Genomic DNA, 21,836 nt, shown 5'->3' on the forward strand with positions numbered 1-21,836 from the left:
GGTCACGATCAACAAAGGAGAAGCCTCATGCCTCGCGGAGATAAATCAAGTTACACCAGCAAGCAAAAGCGCCAAGCCCGTCACATCGAAGAGAGCTACGAAAAGAAAGGGGTTTCCACCAAGGAGGCGGCGAAGCGCGCCTGGGCCACCGTGAACAAGGAAACGGGTGGCGCCGGCAAAAAGGTCTCGAAGACGGCGTCCTCAAAAAAGGCCGCGCGCACTCGTCGCCATGAAGGTCACGCCCACGCCTGAATCGGGTCCGAAAAAAATCCCCGAATCCGTCCCCGTACGGGCCGGAATAGGGTTTGCTGCGCAATTGAGGAACGCCGAGGACGGCGTTCCTCAATTTCTTCTGAAGGAGCAGCACATGGCCAACATCCGCTACGATCGCTTTTATCAATACAATCCCTACAACCCCGAATACCCGACGTCCCCCTTTTATCACGGTGCGGAAGATGGATACGGTCGCAATGAGCCGGTCACGCGTTACTCGGATGAAGGCCATATCTCCTACGCGGATCGCGCGGGCAGCCGTCCCTATCAACCGAACTTCAGCGCGGATTACGGACGTGACGACTTCCGGGCGATGAGCATGCCGGAAGGCGGAATCTACGGCGAAACGATTCGCGGATCGCATGCGGGCAAAGGCCCGAAAGGCTGGAGCCGTTCGGACGAACGCATTCGGGATCAAGTTTGCGACACTCTCGAGATGGATGCCTACATCGACGCGAGCGAAATTGAGGTCGAAGTGAAAGAAGGCATCGTCACGTTGAGCGGAAAGGTCGATCATCGCTCAACCAAACGCCGTGCCGCCGACCGAATTGAAAATCTACCCGGAGTGCGGGACGTCGACAACAATCTGACCATCGATCAAAGCTTCTTCCAGCAAGCCAAAGAAATGCTGACGGGCGAGCCCGAGGCGCGCGCGACTCACCGAGGTCAAGGACCCAAATCGGCCCGTCACTAGTCGCGCGAAATTCGCCAACCGAGGAGGTCTTCATGGCACGTCGAAGTTATCCCCAAAGTGTTCCACCACCTTATGCGGACGCCGGCGAGTACACGCGTACGACTCCGCCCGAGAACAGTCGACCTTACCAAGGAGATTTGCTGGGCTCTTACGGCGAAGAACGCTTCGGTGCGCGTTCGTCCGCGAAGACGACGGACCGCATGGTCGATCCTTGGGGAATGCGGCCGGGGGCGCAGCCCCAGCGGATGAACTATCGTGGTCGTGGCCCGAAAGGTTGGAAACGCACGGATGAAAGCATACGAGACCGGGTTTGCGATCTTTTGGACGCAAGCCCGGACGTCGACGCTCGCGAGATCGACGTCAGCGTGAAAGACGGTGAGGTCACGCTGAAAGGTCATGTCGAAAACCGCGAAGCGAAGCGCCGCGCAGAGGACATCGTGGGCGATCTTCCGGGCGTCACCGATGTCCACAATCGGCTGCTGATCGACCATCGTCTTTTCGAAGCAACGGTTTCGCCTTCATAAAACCTGCGCTTGCTCCAGCTGGGGATTTGCATTAGCCCTGAAGCGCATGAACTACCGTTTGCGGCGCGCCGAGCGCCAAGGTCTTGAGCCGGTGAACGGCCTCATCGCGCGTGCGAAATCGGGTTGGGGTTATCCCGAGGACTATTTGCGGGCGGCCCTTCCGCTTTTACGGGTCGATGAAAATTACCTTTTCGCGAATCTATGTTTCGAAATCGAGCGGGACGGCGCACGTTGCGGGTTCGTCGCGGTCACCGAAGTCGAGGGCGAGAAATATCTCGATCACCTTTGGATCGATCCGGGGGCGCAGAATCAAGGCGCCGGAAGGTTCGCGCTCTTTCGTCGCTCTTTCGATCGGATCTCCCACGGCCTCGTGGAGGATTCGTGCCGATCGGTCGGCGAACCCGGAGAAACGACATGACCATGTATTCACCGCCGTTTTATCGGGAAGAGCGTTTGGACGTGATCCATCGTTTGATCGATGAAACTCCGTTTGCCATGTTGATCGCCGACCACGATGGATCGATCAGTCATTTGCCGCTCTTGCGCGAGGGTAACGAACTTCTGGGTCACATGGCGCGCGCGAATCCGCAATGGCGAGGCCTGCGCGAGAAGCCCGGCTGTCGTGCGATTTTCCAGGGGCCCCATGCCTACATCTCGCCGGCCTGGTATCAACCGCAAGCCGACAATGTTCCGACCTGGAACTATGCGGCCGCGCACGCTCGCGCACGGTTTACGATCGACGAAGACCCGGTGTCGGCGTATGTGGCGATGGAGCGGATGGTGAATCACTTCGAAGCCAAATACCGGACGGGGTGGGTACTTCCCCGCGGTGAAGCCGCGATTGAAAAGCTGATGAAAGGCATTGTGGTCTTTCGCTTGAGGGAAGCGACGTATGACGCCAAGCTGAAGCTCGGCCAAAAACTCGATCCTGCGGATCGTCAGCGTGTGATCGACGAGCTCGATCAACGCGGGTGTGAAATGCGGGATGTCGCGCGTTGGATGAATGACAACCCACTGACGGATCGCTAGAAACTTTAAAATCCAAGGAGAACAACCATGAAAGTCATGATTCTGCTCGTCGCTTTTTTCCTAAGTGGTGGCGCCTTTGCGGCTGCCGAGACCAAAGAGTTCGACGGCAATGGACTGCAAAATTTGAAAATCAAAAACTCCAGCGGCGACGTCCGCATCACCTTATCGACCGATCAAAAAGCGATCGTGATCGCCGATAAAGTGAAATTCGACAAAGACTGCAAACTCGAGATGAAACGTTTCGGTGACGATCTGTTGATCTCGGTCGAGGGCGATTCGTGGATCGGCTCGTGGTTCGGCGGGAAGGACTGCAAAGTGAATTTCGAAATCAAAGTCCCGTCCAAAATTGCGGCGAGTATTAAAAACGGGTCGGGCGATGTTGAACTGATCGGTACGCAGGGTGCCGTGGACATCTCGGTGGGCAGCGGGAATGTGGCCATCAACGCGGATTCGAAGGACGTGAACGTGAAAACCGGTAGCGGATCGGTGCAGGCGAAAGGTCTATCCGGAAACGCCTTCGTCAAGACGGGCTCGGGCGACATCACGTTGGCCTACGCGGTCGCTCCCACAAAAGCCGAGGTCGATGTTAAAACGGGAAGCGGCGACGCGACCTTGACCGTTCCCGCGGCCACGAAGCTGCTCTCTGATTTCAAAGCGGGCTCGGGCCGACTCGTCAACGAAGTCGGGGATACCGCGAACGCCGATTTCAAGGTTTCCATGCGCGCCGGTAGCGGCGACTTGACGATCAAAAAAGCGGAGTAGGGGCTTCGTCCCTAGTGGAGGGCGACGGGCGAATCACCGGCCAAAAGCCACTCGCGCGCCTCGGCAAGTTGGTCGGGGCGGAAGGCGCGTACTTCCGCGCGTAGAAGTGGGTCGGCCGCACGACTGAGCGCCCGGAGCCACTTCTCGTCCGCCACGACCGCGCACTTTTCAAAATGTTTGAAGAGCCCCAGATTTTTCATCGCGAAACGTAGATCTTGAATGAGCGCTTCGCCATCGACCCCTTCGAGATTTTCGACGATTTCCAGGATGCGGATGTTTCTCCAGTGCATCATACGCGGTTTGATTTTCTCGACCGCTTCCGCGAAGTCCTCTTTGGTGACGTGGCCGGAAACTTTGATTTCGATATATTTACGTTCCGCGTCTTCATGATACAGGATCATCGCTTTCCTCCTGGGGATCGGGACTTCAAGAAGCAGACCGCCCCAAAATTCCCTATTTTGCGGAGTCTGTGCTTGGTCGGCATTTCGCAATGCTGCTCCTCACGGAACCGGATCAAGGCGATTCGGTCCTCACTCCAGGAGGAAATTTGCAGATCTTGGTTCGTACGGACAAAAACGTCAGTGGCCGCGAGGCCGTCACCAGTTACATCGAAGGCGTCATTGACGCCTCATTGTCGCGTTTCGGCACCCACCTCACTCGTGTGGAAGCGCATCTCAGCGATGAGAACGGCCAAGGTAAAGCCGGCGGCAAGGACATTCGCTGCGTTCTAGAGGCGAAAATTCAAGGGCGCCAACCCGTCGCGGTTTCGAACGACGCGGGAACCGTCCATGATGCCGTTCAGGGCGCGGCAAGCAAAATGGAAAGCGTTCTGTCGACGGCCATTGATAAGTTGAAACACATGTGAACGTCCCGTGAACCCGTACCAGGGCGAAGAATTGATTTGCCAAGAAATCCGCTCGCCGGGAAATTGGACCGCCCATGATGAACTTCCAGAGTGAAAAACCCGCTCTCCAATTCGCGAACATCGACGATCCGCAGGACGTCCTCTTGCGCTGGCGCCAAGAGCGCACTCGTCGCATCGCGAGCACGTTCGGCTGGGGCGGGGCCTTCCTCGCCGCGATGGCATTTCTGGCTGACAGTTTCTTCGGTAGCGCGTGGGCGGTGATCGCGACGGACGTGACGTTGTTCCTCGCGTGCCTGGTCTGCCTTGCGATCATGCGTCGCTGGCGCCACAACTACTACGCTTGGCTTCCGATTTACGTCGCCCTCTGGATCAGCTGTTTGCCAAGCTTTTGGACGACCGGGGGCCTTTGGAGTCCGTTCTTCGGCGTTTCGATCGCGGCGCTGTATGTTCTGGGCGCCGTCATGGATCCACGCGGTCGTAGTCTTTATTTTTTCTTCGGGATTTTGCACTTCCCCGCTTTCATGCTGCTCGAAAACTACTTTCCGCTGTCCGAGGCTCCGCGCTCGGCACCGGAGCTTATTGCCGCCGTGAATATCTTGTTTATCGCGGCCATGTTTTTGTGCGTCCGGGCCATGCTGAAAACCGAACAAGACCTTTCGCACGAATTCACCGAGCACTACCAGACGTTGGCGGCGGCGGAACGTGAGCTGAAAACATCGGAAGCCCGGCTGCGCGAGGCCCACGACGAATTGGAGAAAAGGGTCGAGGAACGCACGCAAGAACTCGCGAACAGCCTCGAGCGCGAACGGATCGCGAAAGAGATGGCGGAAAACGCGAATCAGGCAAAGATGCAATTTCTGGCGCAGATGAGTCACGAGATCCGGACGCCTATGAACTCCATTTTGGGGTTTTCGGATTTGATGGCGTCGGAGCGGCACTCGCCCGAAGAGAATCGGCAATATCTGGCCCGGATACGCGCGAACGGTCTTCACCTGCTGCATTTGATCGACGATATTCTCGATCTTTCGAAGTTCGAGGCCGGGAAGATGCCGATTGAACGCGTTCGCTTTTCAATCGCCGAGATGCTGAACGAACTTCGGCAATCGATGCGTCCGATGGCCGACTCGAAACGGATTGGTTTGCAGATTCGCCTGCAAAGTCAAATTCCCCAGTCGATTTATGCGGATCCGACACGTATGCGACAGATTCTCGTGAACTTGATTGGGAACGCTCTGAAGTTCACGGAAAAGGGCGGCGTCATCGTCAGCGTCGCGTACGTTCCTCAAGATGAGACCATGGGGGAAATGATCATTGAAGTCGCGGATACCGGTATTGGTATTTCTCGCGAGCAGCAGTGCCGGTTGTTCCAAGCATTCGAGCAAGGCGACCGCTCGACCAGTCGTAAATTCGGCGGCACGGGGTTGGGATTGGCGATCTCTCGTCGAATCGCGCAGGCGCTTTCCGGAAGCTTGGATCTTGTTTACAGTGGCGAGGAGAAAGGGAGTTGCTTCCGTCTGCGGATTCCAACCGGGGACATCAGCCAGTCCGTCTTCCTTTCGAGTTTGAACGAGACGTCGGGAACGACGGCGCAACCTTCAACGCACGCTCGTACGTTGAAACCCCGTCTGGCGGGTCGGCGGGTGCTCTTGGCGGAAGATTCGTCGGACAATGCCGATCTCGTCACTCATTATCTCAGGGATGAAGGCGCGGATGTTTCGTGGGTCGAAAACGGCTACCGCGCGGTTGAAACCGCTTTGGGAAGCGGCTTCGACTTGGTTTTGATGGACGTCCAAATGCCGGGGAAAGACGGGTTGACGGCAACGCGAGAGCTGCGAGCGGCAGGTTACACGAAACCCGTGCTGGCGCTGACCGCGCATGCGTTGAAAGCGGATATTGATCGATCGCTGCAGGCGGGTTGCGACGCCCATGTTTCCAAACCCGTCAATCGCGAAGAACTCGTTCAAGTCATGTTGAAGGCGATTGAAAGGGACGACGAGTATTTGTCTTATCGTCCGGCAGTCAGTTTTCCGGATCTTTATTAGCAGATCTTGTGCGGGCTTTGGCTCTTCGTTAGCATAGGGCTTCAGGAGTGCCGCATGAAGTTTCGTCTTTTAGTTCTGTCGATGACCGTGATCGTGAGTTGTGAATTTCGTCGGAAAAATGAAGCTTCTCCCCCCGTGCCCGCGCCGACCGCGGTGGCCGTGGCGGCCACTCCCGCCCCTTCGACGGCGGACGCACCGACGGCGGCCGTGAACGCCCCGCCGGTCGCCTTGCCAGAGAACGCCGATCTGAAATTGGACTCCACCGCCCTTGGCAAAGAGTGGTCGGCGCTCTGGGAGTTGAGTGATCCCTATCCGGCCCTGCGCGATTTCGTACGCAAGAACGGTTTGTTTTTGGAAACTTCCGAAAAAGTCGGCGAATACTCGGTTTTGGGAAGCGAGGGGCCTTGCGGCGACGAGTATGTCAGCCTCGTCAAGGATACGGCCAAGGTCGGCGAGCATGTTTGGGAAATCGATCCGAAGGGCAAAATTCTGCGCGAGTGGCGGTCGGGTAATAACGAGGTTTTGCGTATCGAGAAGAATCGTTTGTACCGCGTGATCGATCTCAATCGAAAGATCTCCGACTTCAATATGGCAAATCCGAAGCGCGACCCCGCCTATTCCAGTTTCATCTTGGGGATCGATTCCAACGGAAAGTTCGAGGTCCTAAGCGACGACGCGGACAAACCGAAAAGTTGGAAGGTGTCCGAGGTTCCCTGTCCGAAGGGCCTCCGGATCGAGTCCGACTACAAATACTGCGTGCACGAAAAGGCGACGAAACGTACGTTCGTGCTTCAGCGCGAGTGTACTTAGGACGAGGGTCTAGCGGGCGGTCTGGACGCGTGGAGGTCTAAGATGAAAATATCGAAAATTGCGGACGTGTCGGAGTATATTGCGATCTTCCCCGCGCCGGTTCGCGCGAAACTCAAGAAAATCCGTGCGATCGTGCGCAAGAACGCTCCGGGCGCGCTCGAGAAGATGAGTTACGGTATGCCCGCGTACAGTCTGAACGGCGTACTTGTCTATTTTAACGCGTTCGAGAAGCATATCGGCATTTACATCATGCCTTCGGCGATCACGCATTTTCAAAAAGAGATTGCGGGATACTCGACCTCGAAAGGGACGATACGATTGCCGCTTGAGGGACGTCTGCCCGAGGGGCTCATCGCCCGTATCGTCAGGTTTCGGGTGAAAGAAAATGCCGCAAAGAAAAACCAGAGCGCGGCAAGTTATCACCGGGCCAAGAAAAAGGCGCGTAAAAGCAAAGTCTAAAAAAGAAGGGCCGAGTGCTTAGGCCTTGCGAACAAATTCCGACTTCAGATTGATGGAGCCGATGCCGTCGATCTTGCACGCGATATCGTGTCCGTCACCGGCGTCTTGCAGGCGGATGTTTTTCACCTTGGTGCCGACCTTAACGACGCTCGAGGCGCCCTTGATCTTCAGTTCTTTGATGACCGTGACGCTGTCGCCATCTTGAAGGATATTTCCGTTCGCGTCTTTGACGACATGGGCTTCGGGCGCGGCGTCCTCTACCAATGTTTGGGCCGGATCCCACTCGTGAGCGCACTCGGGGCAAACCCAGAGGACCATGTCTTGATAGATATTTTCGGATTGGCATTTCGGGCAATGAGTCGGTGTCATAAATTATCGTTCGCACTTCACCACGCTTCGGGCAACTGAATATTGCCGTGTTTTCCCGCTCGACACTCAGCTCGAGCGAACGCACAATGAGGCATGAAAAAAATTGTCCTGTTTTCCGGCATGTTGTTTTTGCTCGCTTGTGCGTCGCGCCCCACGCTTCCTCATCCCGATGAGGGTTCTTCCGAGAACGCATCGGTCGTACGCGCGAACGCCGTCGTGAACGGCCTTTCGCTCTACTATGAAATTCATGGCGAGGGGCCGCCGCTCGTACTGATTCACGGCGGGGGATCCACATTGGACACGACCTTCGCGAAGGTCATTCCTTTGCTCGCGCGCCGGCACAAAGTTATCGCCATCGATGAACAGGCTCATGGCCGGACGCCCGACATCAGCCGTATGGTTTCATTTGCCAATACCGCGGACGATATTGCCGCTTTGTTGACGCATCTTCAGATTCCCAAAGCCGATGTCTTCGGTTTCAGTAACGGTGGGACCACGGCCTTGCACTTTGCCATCCGCCATCCCGAAAAAACGAATCGCGTGATCGCCGCGTCGGCGTTGACTCGCCATGCGGACGCTCCCGCCACCTTCTGGAAATTTATGAAGACCGGAACCTTCGACCAGATGCCGGAGGTTTTGAAGCAGGAATTCCGCAAGGTGAACGCGGATCCCAATGCCCTCTTGGTGATGTTCAAGCGTGATTCCGATCGGATGAACGCCTTCAAGGATATTCCCTCGGATCAGCTGCGTTCTTTGAAAGCGCCGGTTCTGGTGATCGTAGCCCAGAAAGATGTGATGTCGGTGGAAAGTGCTTTGCGCGTCAGTCAGCAAATTCCACAGGCGCGCCTGTTGGTGCTTCCGGGCGGTCATGGAAATTACCTAGGGGAAGTCTCGGCGGGGCCGCCTATTCCCCAAGGACCGGAGTTCACCGCCGCGAGCGTGAGTGAGTTCCTGCTGGCAAAATAAGGGTGAGAGTTTTGCCCCGAGGGACGCCGTCGACTTGATGTTGGCGGAAATCTGCATTAGTTCTTCAAGGTGATGGCGACGGACAATCCACGACAACTTCCGGAAGAGCTGCGACACCTCGTACATATCGCCACGGCGATTTTGGGTGACACCATTCGTGATGTCGAAGGCGCCGCGGTTTATCGCAAGGTCGAAAGTTACCGTCGAAAACTCAAGTCCACCCGCGGGCGCGAGAAAAGCAAAAATCTGCCCGCGATTCTGAAGCAGCTACGCCGTGAGTCCCCGGCATTGCGGCTCCATCTTTCGCGCGCGTTTTCACTGCAACTTGAACTCGTGAACTGTTGTGAGGCCGCCTACCGAACGTGGCGGGTGCAGCGTCGGCCAGTGCATGATGAAACGCGCGAAAAAACGGTCATCAACTTGGTACTCACGGCGCATCCGACCGAAGCTCGTTCGCTCGAGACCGTGCGTTGGCTGAACGACATCACCGCCGTGCTTTTGGGCGGGTTGACGCGCCAATTTCACTTCGATGACGTGCGGATGCGCAGTCTGGTGCGATTGTTGTGGCTGCGTGCGCTTTCGAAAGCGACGAAACCCGCGGTCACGGACGAAGCCGATTACATTTTTTCGCTCGCGTTATCGGATGATTCGCTGAATTTTCTGCTGACGGAGCATCCCGACTTCAGCCTGCGCCTGCGGACTTGGGTCGGTGGCGACAAGGACGGTCATCCTTTGATCGATCACCGCGTGATGCGTGCCTGCCTGCAGCGTTCGCGGCAACGGATTCTTCACCACCTGAATCTGCGGTTGGATCGGATTGCCGACGACTTTGAAGGATTAAGCCATCGTCAGCGCGTGGGGCTTGGTGACGTTCGCGACATGCGTGCCTTGCGCGCGGCGACTTCAAAATTCTCGCAGGTTGAAAAAGGGGACGGCCGCCGCATCAAGCAGTGGACCGAGCGGTACCTGAAGGTTGCGAAACGTTTGGATAAGGTCATGGGTACGCACCATGAACACTTGGCCATCCTGCAGCTGCTGCAAAAGTTCCCGGCGATCGTTTTGCCGATCGAGATGCGCGAAGACTCGGGTCTGGTTCATGAGGCATTGAAGAAAAAGAACGCGGCGATTCGCCAAATGCTGGGGCATCTGGCGCGGATCGCGGGACCTCTGGAAATCACCTCTTATGCGCGCGGATTCGTGATCTCTCATTGTGAAAGCGGTGCCGATCTGACGGCGGCATGTGACTTGATCAAATTGGCGACGGGAGCTTCGAATCTGCCGGCGATTCCGCTTTTTGAAACCAGCGAAGCCTTGCGCGGCGGCCGTGATATTTTGAAAGCTTGGCTCAGCGAACGCAAGAATCTGTCGCTAGTGAAAAAGAACTGGCGTGGTCGTTTCGAGATCATGCTGGGCTATTCGGATTCGGCGAAACAAGTGGGTGTTCTTTCGAGCCGTTACTTGCTGTCGAAAACGATGGTCGAACTGGAGCAAACCATCAAAGCGCGAAAGCTCTTGCCGATTTTTTTCCATGGTTCGGGTGGAAGCGTGGATCGTGGCGGCGGCTCATTGAAAGAGCAGATCCAGTGGTGGGCGGATGCGGCGGTGGCGACGCCGAAGATGACCGTGCAGGGCGAGATGATCCAGCGCTGGTTCGCGAATCCGGAAATCTTGAATTCGCAATGTTCGCATCTGGCAGACGAAGTCCGGGCCCGCCGCGAAGGTCATCACGAGCCGAAACGCAGCGGCGCGCTCGAAAAATTCGCCGGTCTGCAGGAGCTGGCCTATCGGGAACTGACGGGCGACGGCGGGCGTATGGGGCAGCTGTTGGGCGCGACGCCGTATCGCTTTCTGGAAGTTCTGCATATCGGTTCGCGGCCCGCGAAACGCGCGAGCGGCGAATTTTCCTTAAATTCCTTGCGCGCGATCCCTTGGGTCCTGTGTTGGACGCAGACCCGTATTCTGTGGCCGACCTGGTGGGGGCTGGGCTCGGCGTGGAAGCTCATGGGGGCGACGGACCGGCAAGAGCTGCGCCGTCTCTATCGTCGGGATCCATTTTTCAGCTCGTTCCTCAAAATGTTGGGATTCACTTTGGCCAAAGTCGAAATGGAAATCTGGGAAACTTATTTTCAGCCCGAGGCGAGCCACCGGGATCTCTCTCGTCAGATTCGGAATGAACTGGCCGGAGCGCGTGCGTTTCTGGCTGACGTCACGGGGGAAGACGATCCTTTATGGTATCGTCCTTGGCTTCAAGAAAGTATTCGGATGCGTAACCCGCACATCCATATTTTGAATCTGCTGCAGGTCTTGGCGATCGAAGATAACGACGCCGACCTGATGCGCTCAACCCTCGTGGGTATCGCCTGCGGGATGATGACGACGGGATAGTTCATGCGAAATTACATCCTGGCGCTGACGGTGACGGTGACGGTACTGGCGTCGCCGGCATGGGCATTTATCAATATCGAATCCGTCCGCATGGGAACCAAAGATCCATTTGTCGGAAAGGCGCAGCTGCTGTTGAGCGGGAACGGTGGCAATACCAACAAAAGTACCGCCGCTTTCTCTTCGGTGAATATTCGACGTTGGAGCAATTCCGAGTTCTTGGCATTGATCGACTACAACTACGAAACGACGAACAGCGCGCGCAACGTGAACAACGGTCGCCTGCATTTACGCCAGACCTTCGCCAGCCGCGAAGTGCTGGCTTATGAATTCTTCGTGCAGAACGAGTTCGACGAATTTCAAAACTTGAACGCGCGGCGCTTGGCGGGGGCGAACTTACGTCATGAAATCTTCCGCGATGAGACGAACGCCTTTTTCCTGGGGACGGGTCTTTTCTATGAAGACGAGGACTACAAGTTGGTCGAGGACCGTTACGGAACGCGCGGTAACTTGTATTTGTCCTACACGGAAAAAATCACGGAGGCCTTGCAGGGGTCGGCGACGATTTATTATCAGCCGTCATTGAGCCGCGCGAATGATTACCGCATCCGTCTGCAATCGGGGCTGCATGTGCGGATGACGGAGCGCTTTGCCGTGAATTTAGAGTTTGAATTGAAGCACGAATCGAATTTGCCCGATCCGCGCCTGCAGTCGACCGATACCCGCTACCTAGCGGGCTTTTCGGTCACTTATTGAGGCGGCAAAACCTTTTCGAATTTGTCGAACTGCTGCTCCCAGCCCATCTTCGCGAACAGCGACATGATGCGGGGGATACCTTCTTCGACGATGGTGATCTCGGTCTGACGGCCCATGTCTTTGAATTCGACCGTGACGCGAACGAAGGGCGGCCAATCCCCAGGGATTCCGTAGTGACCCGCCGGCACGGGGTTTCCCTTTTCGTCGGCGAAGGCCATTTGCGAGACGAGCTTTTTTAACGGTTCGACTTCGACGTAAGTTCCTGAGTTGTATGAGATCTTGCCGTCCGGTGCCTGCATCGCGAAAAGGAAGCGGCCGCCGGTGCGGGCGTCATTTTCGATCACGGGGGCGGTGAAGTCTTTCGGGCTCCACCACGTTTTCATCGCTTCGGCGCTGGTAAAGTTCTGCCAGACGACGTCAACCGGTTGATCAAAGACCCGGCTGACGCGCACGACGCTGGAAGTCTTATTTAGGAAGAGGAGCAAGAAGCCCAGGGCGACGACAAGAATGGCCAGACTGATCAAGATTTTCTTTTTCATGGCCCATGATAACGACTAGGTTGTCCACATTTCAACGGAGGACTCTCATGGCTAGCCCGATTTATGAATTCCAAGTCAAAAAGATCAACGGAACTCCCGCCTCTATCGCGGACTACAAAGGCAAAGTGCTTTTGGTCGTCAATGTGGCCTCGAAATGTGGGCTGACACCCCAGTACGACGCGCTGGAAAAGATCCACGAGAAGTATCACGAGCAAGGCCTTGAGGTTCTTGGATTTCCGGCCAACGAATTCGGCGCGCAGGAACCCGGCACCAACACCGAAATCCAAGAGTTCTGCCGCGCGAACTTCGGCGTGAAATTTCCGATGTTCGAAAAAATCGTCGTCAAAGGCGAGGGCCAGCATCCGCTTTATAAATTTCTGACGGATACCAAGCCGACGGCGGAAGTGAAGGCGGGCACCGATTTCGAAGGCAAACTCAAGGGCTACGGACACACGCGCGAAAAGGCGAATGACATTCTGTGGAACTTCGAAAAATTCCTGATCGGACGCGATGGACAGGTCGTCGCGCGCTTCAATCCCGATATCGCTCCGGACGACGCGATCATCACCGGCGCCGTGGAAAAAGCGCTCAAGGCATAGACTTGAGCGAGAAGCTGGCCGAATTGTCCCGTATTCACCGGCGGCTCCGCGATTGTCGCCGGTGTCCTGCGATGTGCGACCGTGCGGTGCATGGGCCGGCGCTCGATACGGAGATCATGATTTTGGGCCAAGCTCCCGGCGTGCACGAGGGAGCGCGCGGCCGTCCGTTCGCGCATACCGCCGGTAAAACCCTCTTCAAATGGCTGAAGGAAGCGACCGGCAACGACGAAGAGGACGTGCGCGAATTGATCTATTTCTCGGCGGTGGCACGCTGTTTTCCGGGCAAGGCCAAGTCGGGCTCGGGAGATCGCGTCCCTTCCCGTGCCGAAATCGAGAACTGCCGTCCGCATTGGTTAGGCGAGGTCGCGGCCCTACGGCCGAAGTTGATTCTTGCCGTCGGCAAACTCGCGATCGCGGAATGCTTTCGTGCCGCAGGGATCACCGAGCCCGCGACGCTTGATGCGGCGGTGGGAAGCGCTTTTGAACTTGAAATCGCGGGCGTGAAAACGCGCGTGATCCCATTGCCCCACCCCAGCGGAGTCTCGCGCTGGCCCCAGACCGAGCCCGGAAAAACGCTTTTACATCAGGCGCTCCGCCGGATTGGCCGGGAATTCCGTACGCATTAATATCTCGTGGTGTCCGGTCGCTTCGTACTGATTTGGCATTTCGAGTAGGGCACGCAGCTCCAGCGCATTGCGAGTCGCGCAGCCGAACGTGGTGTTATCGAAAATACACCAGTTCTCATTCGTGCGGGACCGCAGGCGATTCGCTTGTTCCTTCAGGAAATCCGCTTCGTAGTTGCTACGATAAATTTTCGGCGAGCCATGCCATCGGTCGTAGCGGACCGCACTCTCCGGAGCGTCCCGATGCGGGCAAGGCTCGGGGTCCGCCCAGATGCGCGGAAAATCGTGTCGCGCGAAGAAGTGTTCGGCTTCCGCCCACGCCCATGAGAGATGGCGTGGTTCCCAGAAAATGCGGACATTCCTTGGTGTCGATTCTTTGAGCGCCGTTAGAAAGTTCTCCGCGACCTTCGCGTCGAACATGAGGCTCGGGGGAAGTTGAACGAGAAGCGCGCCCCATTTTTTCCCGAGGGCGGAGATGGCATCGAGGCTGGCGCTCAATGCCGGACCGGTTTCGCGTAGCCGAGCTTCGTGGATGAACTCCCGCGCCAGCTTTACGGAAAATCGAAAATCCTCGGGGACCGAGTCCGCCCAGCGTCGGTAAGTGTCCGCGCGGTGTTCCCGATAAAACGAAGAATTGATTTCAACGGCATTGAAAACCTGCGCGTAACGTTCCAGATGAGTGCCTTCGATCGGGAAGGCCGACTTCAAAAATGATGGAATCGTCCATCCCGCGGTTCCAATGTAAATCTTCGTCATGCGGAAAATCTCCTCCGTGATCCTTCAATCAGCAGCGTTCGTGCCAAGCGCCCCGATTCCCGTTCCATAAATCCCCAGTCATGGGGGCATTCGCCTTGCTGAGGTCAACTCACGGTTACACCGGGAGGACGTTTTGAATTTTGACGAATTGACCACATCGATTTCCGAAGGCGGCGCGATTTCAGCGGTTTTCGCGCTGAGCGCGACCCTGTTACTGACCTTTCTCATCATGCTGGGGGTGAAGGCTCTTGCGGGCCTCGCGCGGAATGCGACCCAACGCACACAAACGAAGTGGGACGACTACGTACCCGTCGTGCTCGAGAACATGCGCTCTTGGGTCGTCGCGATTTGGGTGTTCGGAGCGGTGATCAGCGGTTTGAACTTTCACGACTCGGTCTACGCGGCGTTAAAAACCCTGACCATCGCCGCCACGACTTATCAGGTCATCGTATGGACGGTGCAGTCCATGCGCGCTTGGCGGGATCGCAAGATGCAGTCTTCCGCCTCCGCCGAAGAGCAGGCTCCCATCGGATTGCTGACCACGGTTGCGGAAACCGTCGTCGTCATCATTCTTGTCATGGCGGGACTTTCCAATCTGGGTGTCGACATCGGCGCGTTGATCGCGGGTCTCGGTATTGGCGGGATCGCGGTCGCTTTGGCCGCGCAGAATATTTTGGGAGACCTCTTCGCTTCGTTCTCGATTATCTTCGATAAGCCGTTTCGCGTGGGCGATTTCATCAAGGTCGGGGACGATTCGGGAACGGTGGCGGCGATCGGTTTGAAAACCACGCGTGTGAAAAGTCTGACCGGCGAGCAGCTGATTTTCGCGAATAAGGATCTATTGGAAAGTCGGATTCGCAATTTCAAGCGGATGAATGAACGCCGCGTGGTTCATCGTTTCCGCGTCCCGTTCAAAACACCGTCCGAAAAAATGCGGAGGATTCCCCAGATCGTCGAAGCCGTCGTGAGATCGTTTCCCCATACCCGTTTCGATTACTGCAAATTGACCGAGATGACCGAGTACGCTTTCAGTTTCGAAGCGGTCTATTGGGTCGACAATCCCGACAACACCATGCACTTGCAGATCCAAGAGAAGTTCATCTTGGGCGTCGTGGATGGACTTCGTCACGAAGAGATGAATTTGGCGGTTCCGGCGCAGTACCAGTGGATCGACGACGTCACTCCGGACGATGGCCCTGCGCAGATCGCCGATTCGGGGCGCTTGCGCGGAGCAATGACGGAATAATTCCCGGAATCTCGGAGTTTCTGACCGGTGCCGGGGATGGCTCGATCTTGCAGTTTTAAATGGATGAGGCTGAACGCCCTGGAGGTTCCGAATGAATAAGCATGAACAAAAGCCGGATGTGTCGCCTTCGCAGAATCCGCCGGCGCCCAACAAAGATAAAAAACAAACTCCGCAGAACGACAAAGGCCGTCGTCCTGATGTCTCGAAGGGCGTGGATCCTTCGGTCAGCAGCAACAGCACGGTTCGCAATCCCGAGGCGGATCTGCAGGACAAACACATCGTGGGTCAAGACTAAGACCTGAAGGAGGAGCCCATGCCGAACGTCTCTTCAAAAAGCCAAGTGGTTCGCAGCGGTAATCACAACCGCGCGGATATCCACCGTGAGCACACCGCCGAAAAGGCCCGCGACGACCTGCGTACCGCGTACGCGGGCGACGAAAATAAAGGTCCGGCGGCCGACAAGAAAGCGAATCATGTCCGTAGTACCTCGCTGAGCGGCCGTCGCATCGACCAGAAGCGCGACGATAAGGAACCGGTGCGTTGATGAATACGATGAGCACGGGAGTCATGGCGGGGTGAATGGCGAATGGACCGGTGACGCTCGGGATGATGAAAGTCCGCGAAGCTGAAACCGGCGTCCGGGGTTCAGAAACGAAACCCGATATGAGTTTCCTGTCGCACCTGGCATACGGAACCGCCTTCGCGGTTCTGTACGCGATGACCGAATCTAGAGTGAAAGCCAACCCGATGGTGAAGGGCGGCGTTTTGGGTTTGGGCGTGTGGGGCCTCAGTCGAATGGGTTTGATTCCGTCGCTCAAACTTCCGCCGGCGGGCGCGAGCGTGGGGCTTTCGCGCGATTCGCAGATGGCACTCGCGCATCTCGTGTGGGGCGCCAGTATCTCGCAGGCCGTGAGCTCATTGAAAGAGAGAGGATAGCCGTATGAACCCTTGGTTGATTTTCGGATTTTTGAGTCTGGGGCTGGCGCTGCCGGTCAACGCGCAACGCCCGCCCGAGATTACGGTCGTCCTTCCCGAGTCAAACGTGCAGCAGCCGCCGACGGTCAATCCGCAGCCGCAAGTGCAGGTCGCCCAACCGCCGACGACCAACGCCCAACCCAACATCAGCTTCGGTCAGCCCGCGACCTCGATTCCTTCGCCCGCGCCGACGCCCAGCCTGGCGCCGTCATCGACTCCGTTCAATAACTTCAATACCGGAGCGGGCAACACGCTGATTTATCCCCCCTCTTATCCACAAACCGGCAGCACGCCGACGATGCCCATGGCGCCGACCATTCCGGGCGCACCGACGATGCCCCCCGGTTCGGGATCGGCGACCTCACCCAGCACGGGAAGCGGTGGCGTGGCCCGGTAGCTAAACCCTGGTGATCCCAGCGAAAGTTCTAAAGGCGTCGAAATCTCAGCCGGGTCTGTGATTTCGACGTTTCATTTTGAAGCCCTCGGTCTGACCCGAGCGCGAACGGGAGTTGGCGTACCCACTGCTTCGATCTGAAGCGTTTTTCACCGTTTTTACGCAAGGTCCACTCGTTGCTCTGCTGGTCCCTGTCGTCATTCAACCACCATCTTTTTCCGGGGGGAAAACAGGATGAGAGTTGTTCGGGTCGTTTCTGCCGGCATTTGCATCTTGACGGTGACCGCGGTTTTTCAAAACTGCACTCCCAAAGAATTCAGCATGATCGATCCCGAATTGAAGAGGGCGAAAGTCGGCGGTGAAAGCGTTTTCGGCGGCGGCGAAGGCGAGATCGACGTCACCGGAGCCCCCGATAACGGTGAAGTTCCGGCATTCGAACCGGGACAAGAATATTCCCCTGACGGAAGCGCCAATACCAATCCCACCAACGGTGATATGACCGTCAAGTACGTCTGCTCGGATCGGCGTTCGCAAGCCGACGGCAATGTGGCGGAAGTCGCCTCGATCCGCGTGGAAGTTCTGAACGACAAGAAATCGGTCGTTTGTTCTTTCACGGACTCAAGCGTGCGAAGCTCCATCCTGAACCAGAAGAAATTTGCGCTCAGCCGGTTGGCTTCGAAATGCGGATCGGTTGCGAACGGTCGCTATACTTTGCGTTTAAGAGATCCCGCGCGCGGCATCCACACGAATCTGGTCGTGAGTGGTGAGAACATCGATCGGGTGACGGGAGGATGGAAACGTGTCGGCGGTCGCTTAGCGGTCGTTGCGGACCGGAATCCTGAAACTTCGTCCCAATCCTCTAGCGTCAATTGTGATGAATTGGCGTCACCCTTGGTGATCCATATGCACGCAGACGTGGAAAAGGCAGAACCTTTGGTGTTGACCTCACCGCGCCACGGAGTTTGGTTCGACATTTTGGGCGGGAACGCGGATCCCGTCCCGCATTCGCCGCGCCGGATTTCGTGGCATCGTTCAGATCAGTATTACTATATCGCCTTGCCGAACTCTCGTGGCGAGGTCCGCGGGATCGATCAACTTTTTGGGGACAATACGTTCGGTCCGGACGGGCGCTACGCCACGGACGGTTTTGCGGCTTTGGCGAAGTATGATGGGAAAACCGCGGACGGAAGCGGTAACACCGGTAGACCCGACGGATACATTACCGATGCGGATCCCATTTACTCGAAGCTGCGTTTGTGGCGCGATCTGAATTTCGATGGCATCGCGCAGAAGTCCGAGCTGCAGTCACTCGCAGAGGCGGGGATCGATATCATCGACCTGAAGTACGATCCGAATTACTTGGAAGTGGATAGACACGGAAATGAAACCCGTTTCAAGTCCGTCGTGCAAGACCGCAGCGGTCGCTTGCATCTGCTTTTCGACGTTTGGTTCAATACGGGAACGCCGAAACGAACCGCGCCGTCCGTCGTCCGCGGTTTGGCCAGCGTTCGTTAACCGCGGCGCGCGACTTTCTTTTTCTTCTTTTTTGCCGACAGGGGGCGAGCCGAGGCCCGCGCCCGCGCGAAGGGATCTTCGCGCAGCCAAGACTCTTTGCTCGTGCCGGTCTTTTTACCGTCGACCTTATCCATCAAACGCGAATCGCGCTCGGTCACCAAATTGACGACCATGCCGGGGCGGCCCGCCCGCGCCGTACGGCCGGCACGGTGCAGGTAGTTTTCCATCTCACGCGGTAAGTGATAGTTGATCACCCGGTCGACGGATTCGATATCCAGCCCGCGTCCTGCCAAGTCCGTCGCGACCAGATACTTCACTTTGCCACTACGGAACTGATTCAAGTTCAAACGACGTTGGTTTTTGTCCATCTCGCCGCGGTACACGACGCAGTCGTAACCGTTTTCGACCATCTCGCGTGCGAGCTTTTCGCATTGCTCGCGCGTATTGGTGAAAATCATCGTCGAGCCCTTCACGCGTTCGGCCAGAAGTTTTTCCAGCACTGGCCAACGTTTACCGTCGAGCACTTTGATATTGCGGGTCTTCAGTTCGGACACGACCTTGCCCGCTCCCGCGGTCTGAATGAGTTCCGCGCCTTGGAAAAGATCGTCGATCATTTTGCGAACTTTGTCGGTCACCGTCGCCGAGAAAAGACTCATTTGGCGGGCGGCTCCGCAAGCGGCGGCGATCTTTAAGGTGTCGTCGATGAACCCTTGCTCCAACATCTGATCGGCTTCGTCGAAAATCAGGTGACGTACGTCATCCAGTAACAGCATGTCTTGCTCGATCATCTGGACCAAGCGACCAGGCGTCGCGAGCATAATTTCGAAAGGGCCGGACGTATTGCGCCGGGCCTGCTCCATCGAGGTGCCACCCAGTGCGGTGCGGACGCGCAAACGGGTATCGTGCGTCAGGGTCTTGAAAGCCTTGGCGACCTGTTCGCCCAGTTCGCGGGTGGGGACCATGACCACGGCGCGCGGGGAGGCCTCTTGCGTGACGGCTTCGCCATCATCTTCCAGGGATTTGAGCTGGTGTAAAAGCGGCAACGCGTACGCGAAGGTTTTACCGCTGCCGGTTTGCGCGACGCCGACGACGTTTTGTCCGGACATCAACATCGGAATGGTGCGGGTTTGGATTTCGGTCGGTTCGCGTAAGCGCAGTTCGCGCAGGCTCTTCTGCAAGGTCGGCAGCAGGCCAAAGTCTTTAAAGCTCTTCATGGTGCGAGACCATAACCGCAAATCCCGGAACTCCCTAGGAAAATTCGGACGTGGCGTTTCGGGTGGGGGCCTGCGCGTATTTTCGCCAAAAAGTCCTCGAGCCACTCCCGTTTTGAACTCCGCGGGGCCCCGGCATGGCTTGCAGTAAGGGGACGTGTGGGAACTGGATCCCGCGTACATTTAACCTAAGGAGTCTAGCCATGGCTAAGCAACAGGATCAAAAACAGGCAGGCGGTAAAACCCAAACCCAAACCCAAAAACCCGGACAAGGCCAACAGCAAGGAAACAAACGCTCGTCGGACTTGGATATGGATTCGTCGTCGATGAGTTCCAGCCGTCGCACGGAAGGCGACGCGTTCCCGAGCAGCGTGTCTTCGACCAGCCGCACCTCGTCTTCGGATCAGCTGTCGGACGACGTCGCGGAAAGCCGCAGCCAGGATTTCGATCAAGACCAAGACATTGAAAGCCGTGACGAGCGTTCAAGCTCTTCGGATCGCAGCTCGTCTTCGCGTTCGAACGCGAATCGCGATCTTGATATCGAATAGTCCTTTTTCGATTTACGACGGACGTAAGGACCGCGGCCCCGAAACGGGCCGCGTTTTTTTTAAAGGAGGACAACGTGACCCACGATGAATTTCCGCAAAAAGTGACCGATTTCTCGACCGAGCAATCCATGGAACGTGAACAGAAGACCGTGGATAAAGAGACCCGGAGCTTCGAAGAAACCCAACAGGCCAACCGCCCTGCGCGGTGGGATGAGCCGGGTCCCATGCCGAAGGTGACGCCGCCCAAGCGCAAGCCACCGCAAGAAGTGACCGGCGAGTCCTGAATCTGCAGGTCAGTGGAGATTTCGGAGGAAATGTGGTAGGCTCGCGGGATTTCCATGAGGGACGCGCGCTTGTCGAAACCCAAGAACCCCACCGCACACACGCAGAATAGCCTCAAGCAGTCCGTGGGTCGGGGCGCGCAGGGCAATGTCACGAGCCGGTTCGTGAAGAATCACACCGTGGCGGATCTCGAAAACTTCGGTTACCTCGACGACGAAGAAGATTTGTCCACGCTCCGCACCGAATATCTGAGCGATTCGTCGCGCACGATCGTCGCGAGCAACGACAGTCCCGATATCGGGTTCACCTATAGCGCCAATCCCTACCGAGGCTGCGAGCACGGTTGTATTTACTGTTACGCACGGCCCACGCATGAGTACTTGAACCTTTCGGCGGGCCTCGATTTCGAAACAAAAATTTTCGTCAAGCACGAGGCTCCCCACCTTCTGCGCGAAAAAATTCTTTCCAAGTCATGGGAAGGCGATACGATCTTCTTCAGCGGTGTGACCGATTGTTACCAACCGGTCGAGCGGCAGCTGAAGCTCACGCGGGCCTGCATGGAAGTGATGCTCGAGTACCGCAATCCGGTTTCGGTCATCACGAAAAACGCTTTGATCCGCCGGGACGTCGATCTTTACGCGCGGATGGCCGAGTACCAAGGCGTGCTCGTTTACCTTTCGATCACGTCGCTGAAACCCGATCTGCAGAAAATTCTGGAACCGCGCACGTCGCTTCCGGAGTTGCGTTTGCGCGCGATCGAAGAATTGACGAAGGCGGGGGTTCCGGTGGGCGTGAACGTCGCGCCGGTCATCCCCGGGCTGACGGATGAAGAGCTTCCCGCGATTCTGAAAGCCGCCGCGGAGGCGGGGGCGATCTCGGCGGGTTTTACGCCCGTGCGCCTGCCTTTGGCGGTGGCGCCGCTTTTTGAGGAATGGCTGGGGGTGCACTTTCCCGATCGTAAGGACAAGGTTTTGAACGCCGTCCGGTCGATTCGTGAAGGTAAACTCAACGATTCAACGTTTGGTTCAAGGATGCGGGGTGAAGGTGCCCGTGCCGACGCCATGGCCGACATCTTCAATCTCTTCGCGAAAAAATACGGTTTGCAAGAGAAACGCGTGACGCTTTCGAGCGCGAGCTTCCGCAAACCGGCGGCGGACGAGATCCGCGATCTGAAATCGGGTCAGCTCCGACTTTTCTGAAATAAAAAAGCCCCGCGG

The 21,836-nt window shown here is 56.9% G+C and carries 29 protein-coding genes; 24 read left to right on the plus strand and 5 right to left on the minus strand.

The window, feature by feature from the left end; translation table 11 throughout:
• The first annotated feature begins 27 nt into the window (after nt 1-27).
• The 6 genes from KF767_00510 to KF767_00535 all read left to right on the plus strand — a co-directional run bounded on the left by KF767_00510 (nt 28) and on the right by KF767_00535 (nt 3,282).
• Entirely contained in the window at nt 28-252 is a 225-nt protein-coding gene (locus KF767_00510; GenBank protein MBX3016338.1) for a hypothetical protein, read from the plus strand.
• Nucleotides 253-367: 115 nt separating this feature from the next.
• Complete coding sequence (locus tag KF767_00515; protein ID MBX3016339.1) at nt 368-967, plus strand: BON domain-containing protein; 600 nt, start codon at nt 368-370, stop codon at nt 965-967.
• A gap of 32 nt (nt 968-999) precedes the next feature.
• Nucleotides 1,000-1,491, plus strand: coding sequence for a BON domain-containing protein (locus KF767_00520; protein ID MBX3016340.1), 492 nt, complete (start codon nt 1,000-1,002; stop codon nt 1,489-1,491).
• Between the two features lie 46 nt (nt 1,492-1,537).
• Complete coding sequence (locus KF767_00525) at nt 1,538-1,909, plus strand: hypothetical protein (protein MBX3016341.1); 372 nt, start codon at nt 1,538-1,540, stop codon at nt 1,907-1,909.
• Nucleotides 1,906-2,520 carry an FMN-binding negative transcriptional regulator gene (locus KF767_00530; GenBank protein ID MBX3016342.1) on the plus strand — a complete coding sequence of 205 codons (615 nt, stop codon included), beginning with the start codon at nt 1,906-1,908 and terminating at the stop codon, nt 2,518-2,520. Before KF767_00525 ends, KF767_00530 begins: the two co-directional genes overlap by 4 nt.
• A gap of 27 nt (nt 2,521-2,547) precedes the next feature.
• Nucleotides 2,548-3,282: a DUF4097 family beta strand repeat protein gene (locus KF767_00535; protein MBX3016343.1), complete on the plus strand. Its 735-nt coding sequence runs from the start codon at nt 2,548-2,550 to the stop codon at nt 3,280-3,282.
• 11 nt (nt 3,283-3,293) lie between these two features.
• Here KF767_00535 and KF767_00540 read toward each other — a convergent pair whose 3' ends face one another.
• Complete coding sequence (locus KF767_00540) at nt 3,294-3,683, minus strand: STAS/SEC14 domain-containing protein (GenBank protein ID MBX3016344.1); 390 nt, start codon at nt 3,681-3,683, stop codon at nt 3,294-3,296.
• Between the two features lie 146 nt (nt 3,684-3,829).
• On the opposite strand from KF767_00540, the gene KF767_00545 reads away from it, so the two are divergent.
• The 4 genes from KF767_00545 to KF767_00560 all read left to right on the plus strand — a co-directional run bounded on the left by KF767_00545 (nt 3,830) and on the right by KF767_00560 (nt 7,458).
• Nucleotides 3,830-4,147, plus strand: a complete 318-nt coding sequence (locus tag KF767_00545) for an HPF/RaiA family ribosome-associated protein (GenBank protein MBX3016345.1) — start codon at nt 3,830-3,832, stop codon at nt 4,145-4,147.
• Between the two features lie 74 nt (nt 4,148-4,221).
• Nucleotides 4,222-6,189 carry a response regulator gene (locus KF767_00550; protein ID MBX3016346.1) on the plus strand — a complete coding sequence of 656 codons (1,968 nt, stop codon included), beginning with the start codon at nt 4,222-4,224 and terminating at the stop codon, nt 6,187-6,189.
• A gap of 54 nt (nt 6,190-6,243) precedes the next feature.
• Nucleotides 6,244-6,999 (plus strand): hypothetical protein, encoded by a 756-nt coding sequence (locus KF767_00555; protein ID MBX3016347.1) that lies wholly within the window; start codon nt 6,244-6,246, stop codon nt 6,997-6,999.
• 66 nt (nt 7,000-7,065) lie between these two features.
• Entirely contained in the window at nt 7,066-7,458 is a 393-nt protein-coding gene (locus tag KF767_00560; protein ID MBX3016348.1) for a DUF1801 domain-containing protein, read from the plus strand.
• Nucleotides 7,459-7,476: 18 nt separating this feature from the next.
• Here the strand turns inward: KF767_00560 and KF767_00565 are convergent, their stop codons facing one another.
• Entirely contained in the window at nt 7,477-7,827 is a 351-nt protein-coding gene (locus KF767_00565) for an alkylphosphonate utilization protein (protein ID MBX3016349.1), read from the minus strand.
• 93 nt (nt 7,828-7,920) lie between these two features.
• Between KF767_00565 and KF767_00570 the strand changes: the two genes are divergently transcribed.
• The 3 genes from KF767_00570 to KF767_00580 all read left to right on the plus strand — a co-directional run bounded on the left by KF767_00570 (nt 7,921) and on the right by KF767_00580 (nt 11,931).
• The gene (locus KF767_00570) at nt 7,921-8,793 is read left to right on the plus strand and encodes an alpha/beta hydrolase (GenBank protein ID MBX3016350.1); all 873 of its coding nucleotides are present in this window, start codon (nt 7,921-7,923) and stop codon (nt 8,791-8,793) included.
• A gap of 72 nt (nt 8,794-8,865) precedes the next feature.
• Complete coding sequence (locus KF767_00575; GenBank protein ID MBX3016351.1) at nt 8,866-11,178, plus strand: phosphoenolpyruvate carboxylase; 2,313 nt, start codon at nt 8,866-8,868, stop codon at nt 11,176-11,178.
• A 3-nt stretch (nt 11,179-11,181) separates the two neighbouring features.
• Entirely contained in the window at nt 11,182-11,931 is a 750-nt protein-coding gene (locus KF767_00580; GenBank protein ID MBX3016352.1) for a DUF481 domain-containing protein, read from the plus strand.
• On the opposite strand, the gene KF767_00585 is transcribed toward KF767_00580, so the two are convergent.
• Nucleotides 11,925-12,470 carry an SRPBCC domain-containing protein gene (locus KF767_00585; GenBank protein ID MBX3016353.1) on the minus strand — a complete coding sequence of 182 codons (546 nt, stop codon included), beginning with the start codon at nt 12,468-12,470 and terminating at the stop codon, nt 11,925-11,927. The genes KF767_00580 and KF767_00585 overlap by 7 nt on opposite strands.
• 47 nt (nt 12,471-12,517) lie before the next feature.
• Here KF767_00585 and KF767_00590 point away from each other — a divergent pair, with 47 nt between their 5' ends.
• Nucleotides 12,518-13,069 (plus strand): glutathione peroxidase, encoded by a 552-nt coding sequence (locus KF767_00590; protein MBX3016354.1) that lies wholly within the window; start codon nt 12,518-12,520, stop codon nt 13,067-13,069.
• Between the two features lie 71 nt (nt 13,070-13,140).
• On the plus strand, nt 13,141-13,695 hold the full coding sequence (locus KF767_00595; protein MBX3016355.1) for a hypothetical protein: 555 nt from the start codon (nt 13,141-13,143) through the stop codon (nt 13,693-13,695).
• Here the strand turns inward: KF767_00595 and KF767_00600 are convergent.
• A complete protein-coding gene (locus KF767_00600) occupies nt 13,648-14,448 on the minus strand; it encodes a DUF72 domain-containing protein (GenBank protein ID MBX3016356.1) in 801 nt (266 codons plus the stop codon). The genes KF767_00595 and KF767_00600 overlap by 48 nt on opposite strands.
• 133 nt (nt 14,449-14,581) lie before the next feature.
• On the opposite strand from KF767_00600, the gene KF767_00605 reads away from it, so the two are divergent.
• From KF767_00605 to KF767_00630, 6 genes are all read left to right on the plus strand, one after another.
• Nucleotides 14,582-15,694 carry a mechanosensitive ion channel family protein gene (locus KF767_00605; protein MBX3016357.1) on the plus strand — a complete coding sequence of 371 codons (1,113 nt, stop codon included), beginning with the start codon at nt 14,582-14,584 and terminating at the stop codon, nt 15,692-15,694.
• A 91-nt stretch (nt 15,695-15,785) separates the two neighbouring features.
• Nucleotides 15,786-15,989 (plus strand): hypothetical protein, encoded by a 204-nt coding sequence (locus KF767_00610; GenBank protein ID MBX3016358.1) that lies wholly within the window; start codon nt 15,786-15,788, stop codon nt 15,987-15,989.
• 18 nt (nt 15,990-16,007) lie between these two features.
• Nucleotides 16,008-16,238 (plus strand): hypothetical protein, encoded by a 231-nt coding sequence (locus tag KF767_00615; GenBank protein ID MBX3016359.1) that lies wholly within the window; start codon nt 16,008-16,010, stop codon nt 16,236-16,238.
• 35 nt (nt 16,239-16,273) lie between these two features.
• Entirely contained in the window at nt 16,274-16,630 is a 357-nt protein-coding gene (locus KF767_00620; protein MBX3016360.1) for a DUF1440 domain-containing protein, read from the plus strand.
• A gap of 4 nt (nt 16,631-16,634) precedes the next feature.
• The gene (locus tag KF767_00625) at nt 16,635-17,066 is read left to right on the plus strand and encodes a hypothetical protein (GenBank protein MBX3016361.1); all 432 of its coding nucleotides are present in this window, start codon (nt 16,635-16,637) and stop codon (nt 17,064-17,066) included.
• Between the two features lie 231 nt (nt 17,067-17,297).
• Nucleotides 17,298-18,578, plus strand: coding sequence for a hypothetical protein (locus tag KF767_00630; GenBank protein MBX3016362.1), 1,281 nt, complete (start codon nt 17,298-17,300; stop codon nt 18,576-18,578).
• On the opposite strand, the gene KF767_00635 is transcribed toward KF767_00630, so the two are convergent.
• Nucleotides 18,575-19,792: a DEAD/DEAH box helicase gene (locus tag KF767_00635; GenBank protein ID MBX3016363.1), complete on the minus strand. Its 1,218-nt coding sequence runs from the start codon at nt 19,790-19,792 to the stop codon at nt 18,575-18,577. The genes KF767_00630 and KF767_00635 overlap by 4 nt on opposite strands.
• A 200-nt stretch (nt 19,793-19,992) precedes the next feature.
• Between KF767_00635 and KF767_00640 the strand changes: the two genes are divergently transcribed.
• The 3 genes from KF767_00640 (at nt 19,993) to KF767_00650 (ending at nt 21,818) form a co-directional block, all read left to right on the plus strand.
• Entirely contained in the window at nt 19,993-20,337 is a 345-nt protein-coding gene (locus KF767_00640) for a hypothetical protein (protein MBX3016364.1), read from the plus strand.
• 74 nt (nt 20,338-20,411) lie between these two features.
• Entirely contained in the window at nt 20,412-20,621 is a 210-nt protein-coding gene (locus tag KF767_00645; GenBank protein MBX3016365.1) for a hypothetical protein, read from the plus strand.
• A gap of 54 nt (nt 20,622-20,675) precedes the next feature.
• Nucleotides 20,676-21,818 (plus strand): PA0069 family radical SAM protein, encoded by a 1,143-nt coding sequence (locus KF767_00650; protein ID MBX3016366.1) that lies wholly within the window; start codon nt 20,676-20,678, stop codon nt 21,816-21,818.
• Nucleotides 21,819-21,836 lie beyond the last annotated feature (18 nt).

This window comes from Pseudobdellovibrionaceae bacterium (genome assembly GCA_019637875.1).
Lineage (GTDB): Bacteria > Bdellovibrionota > Bdellovibrionia > Bdellovibrionales > Bdellovibrionaceae > JAHBUW01.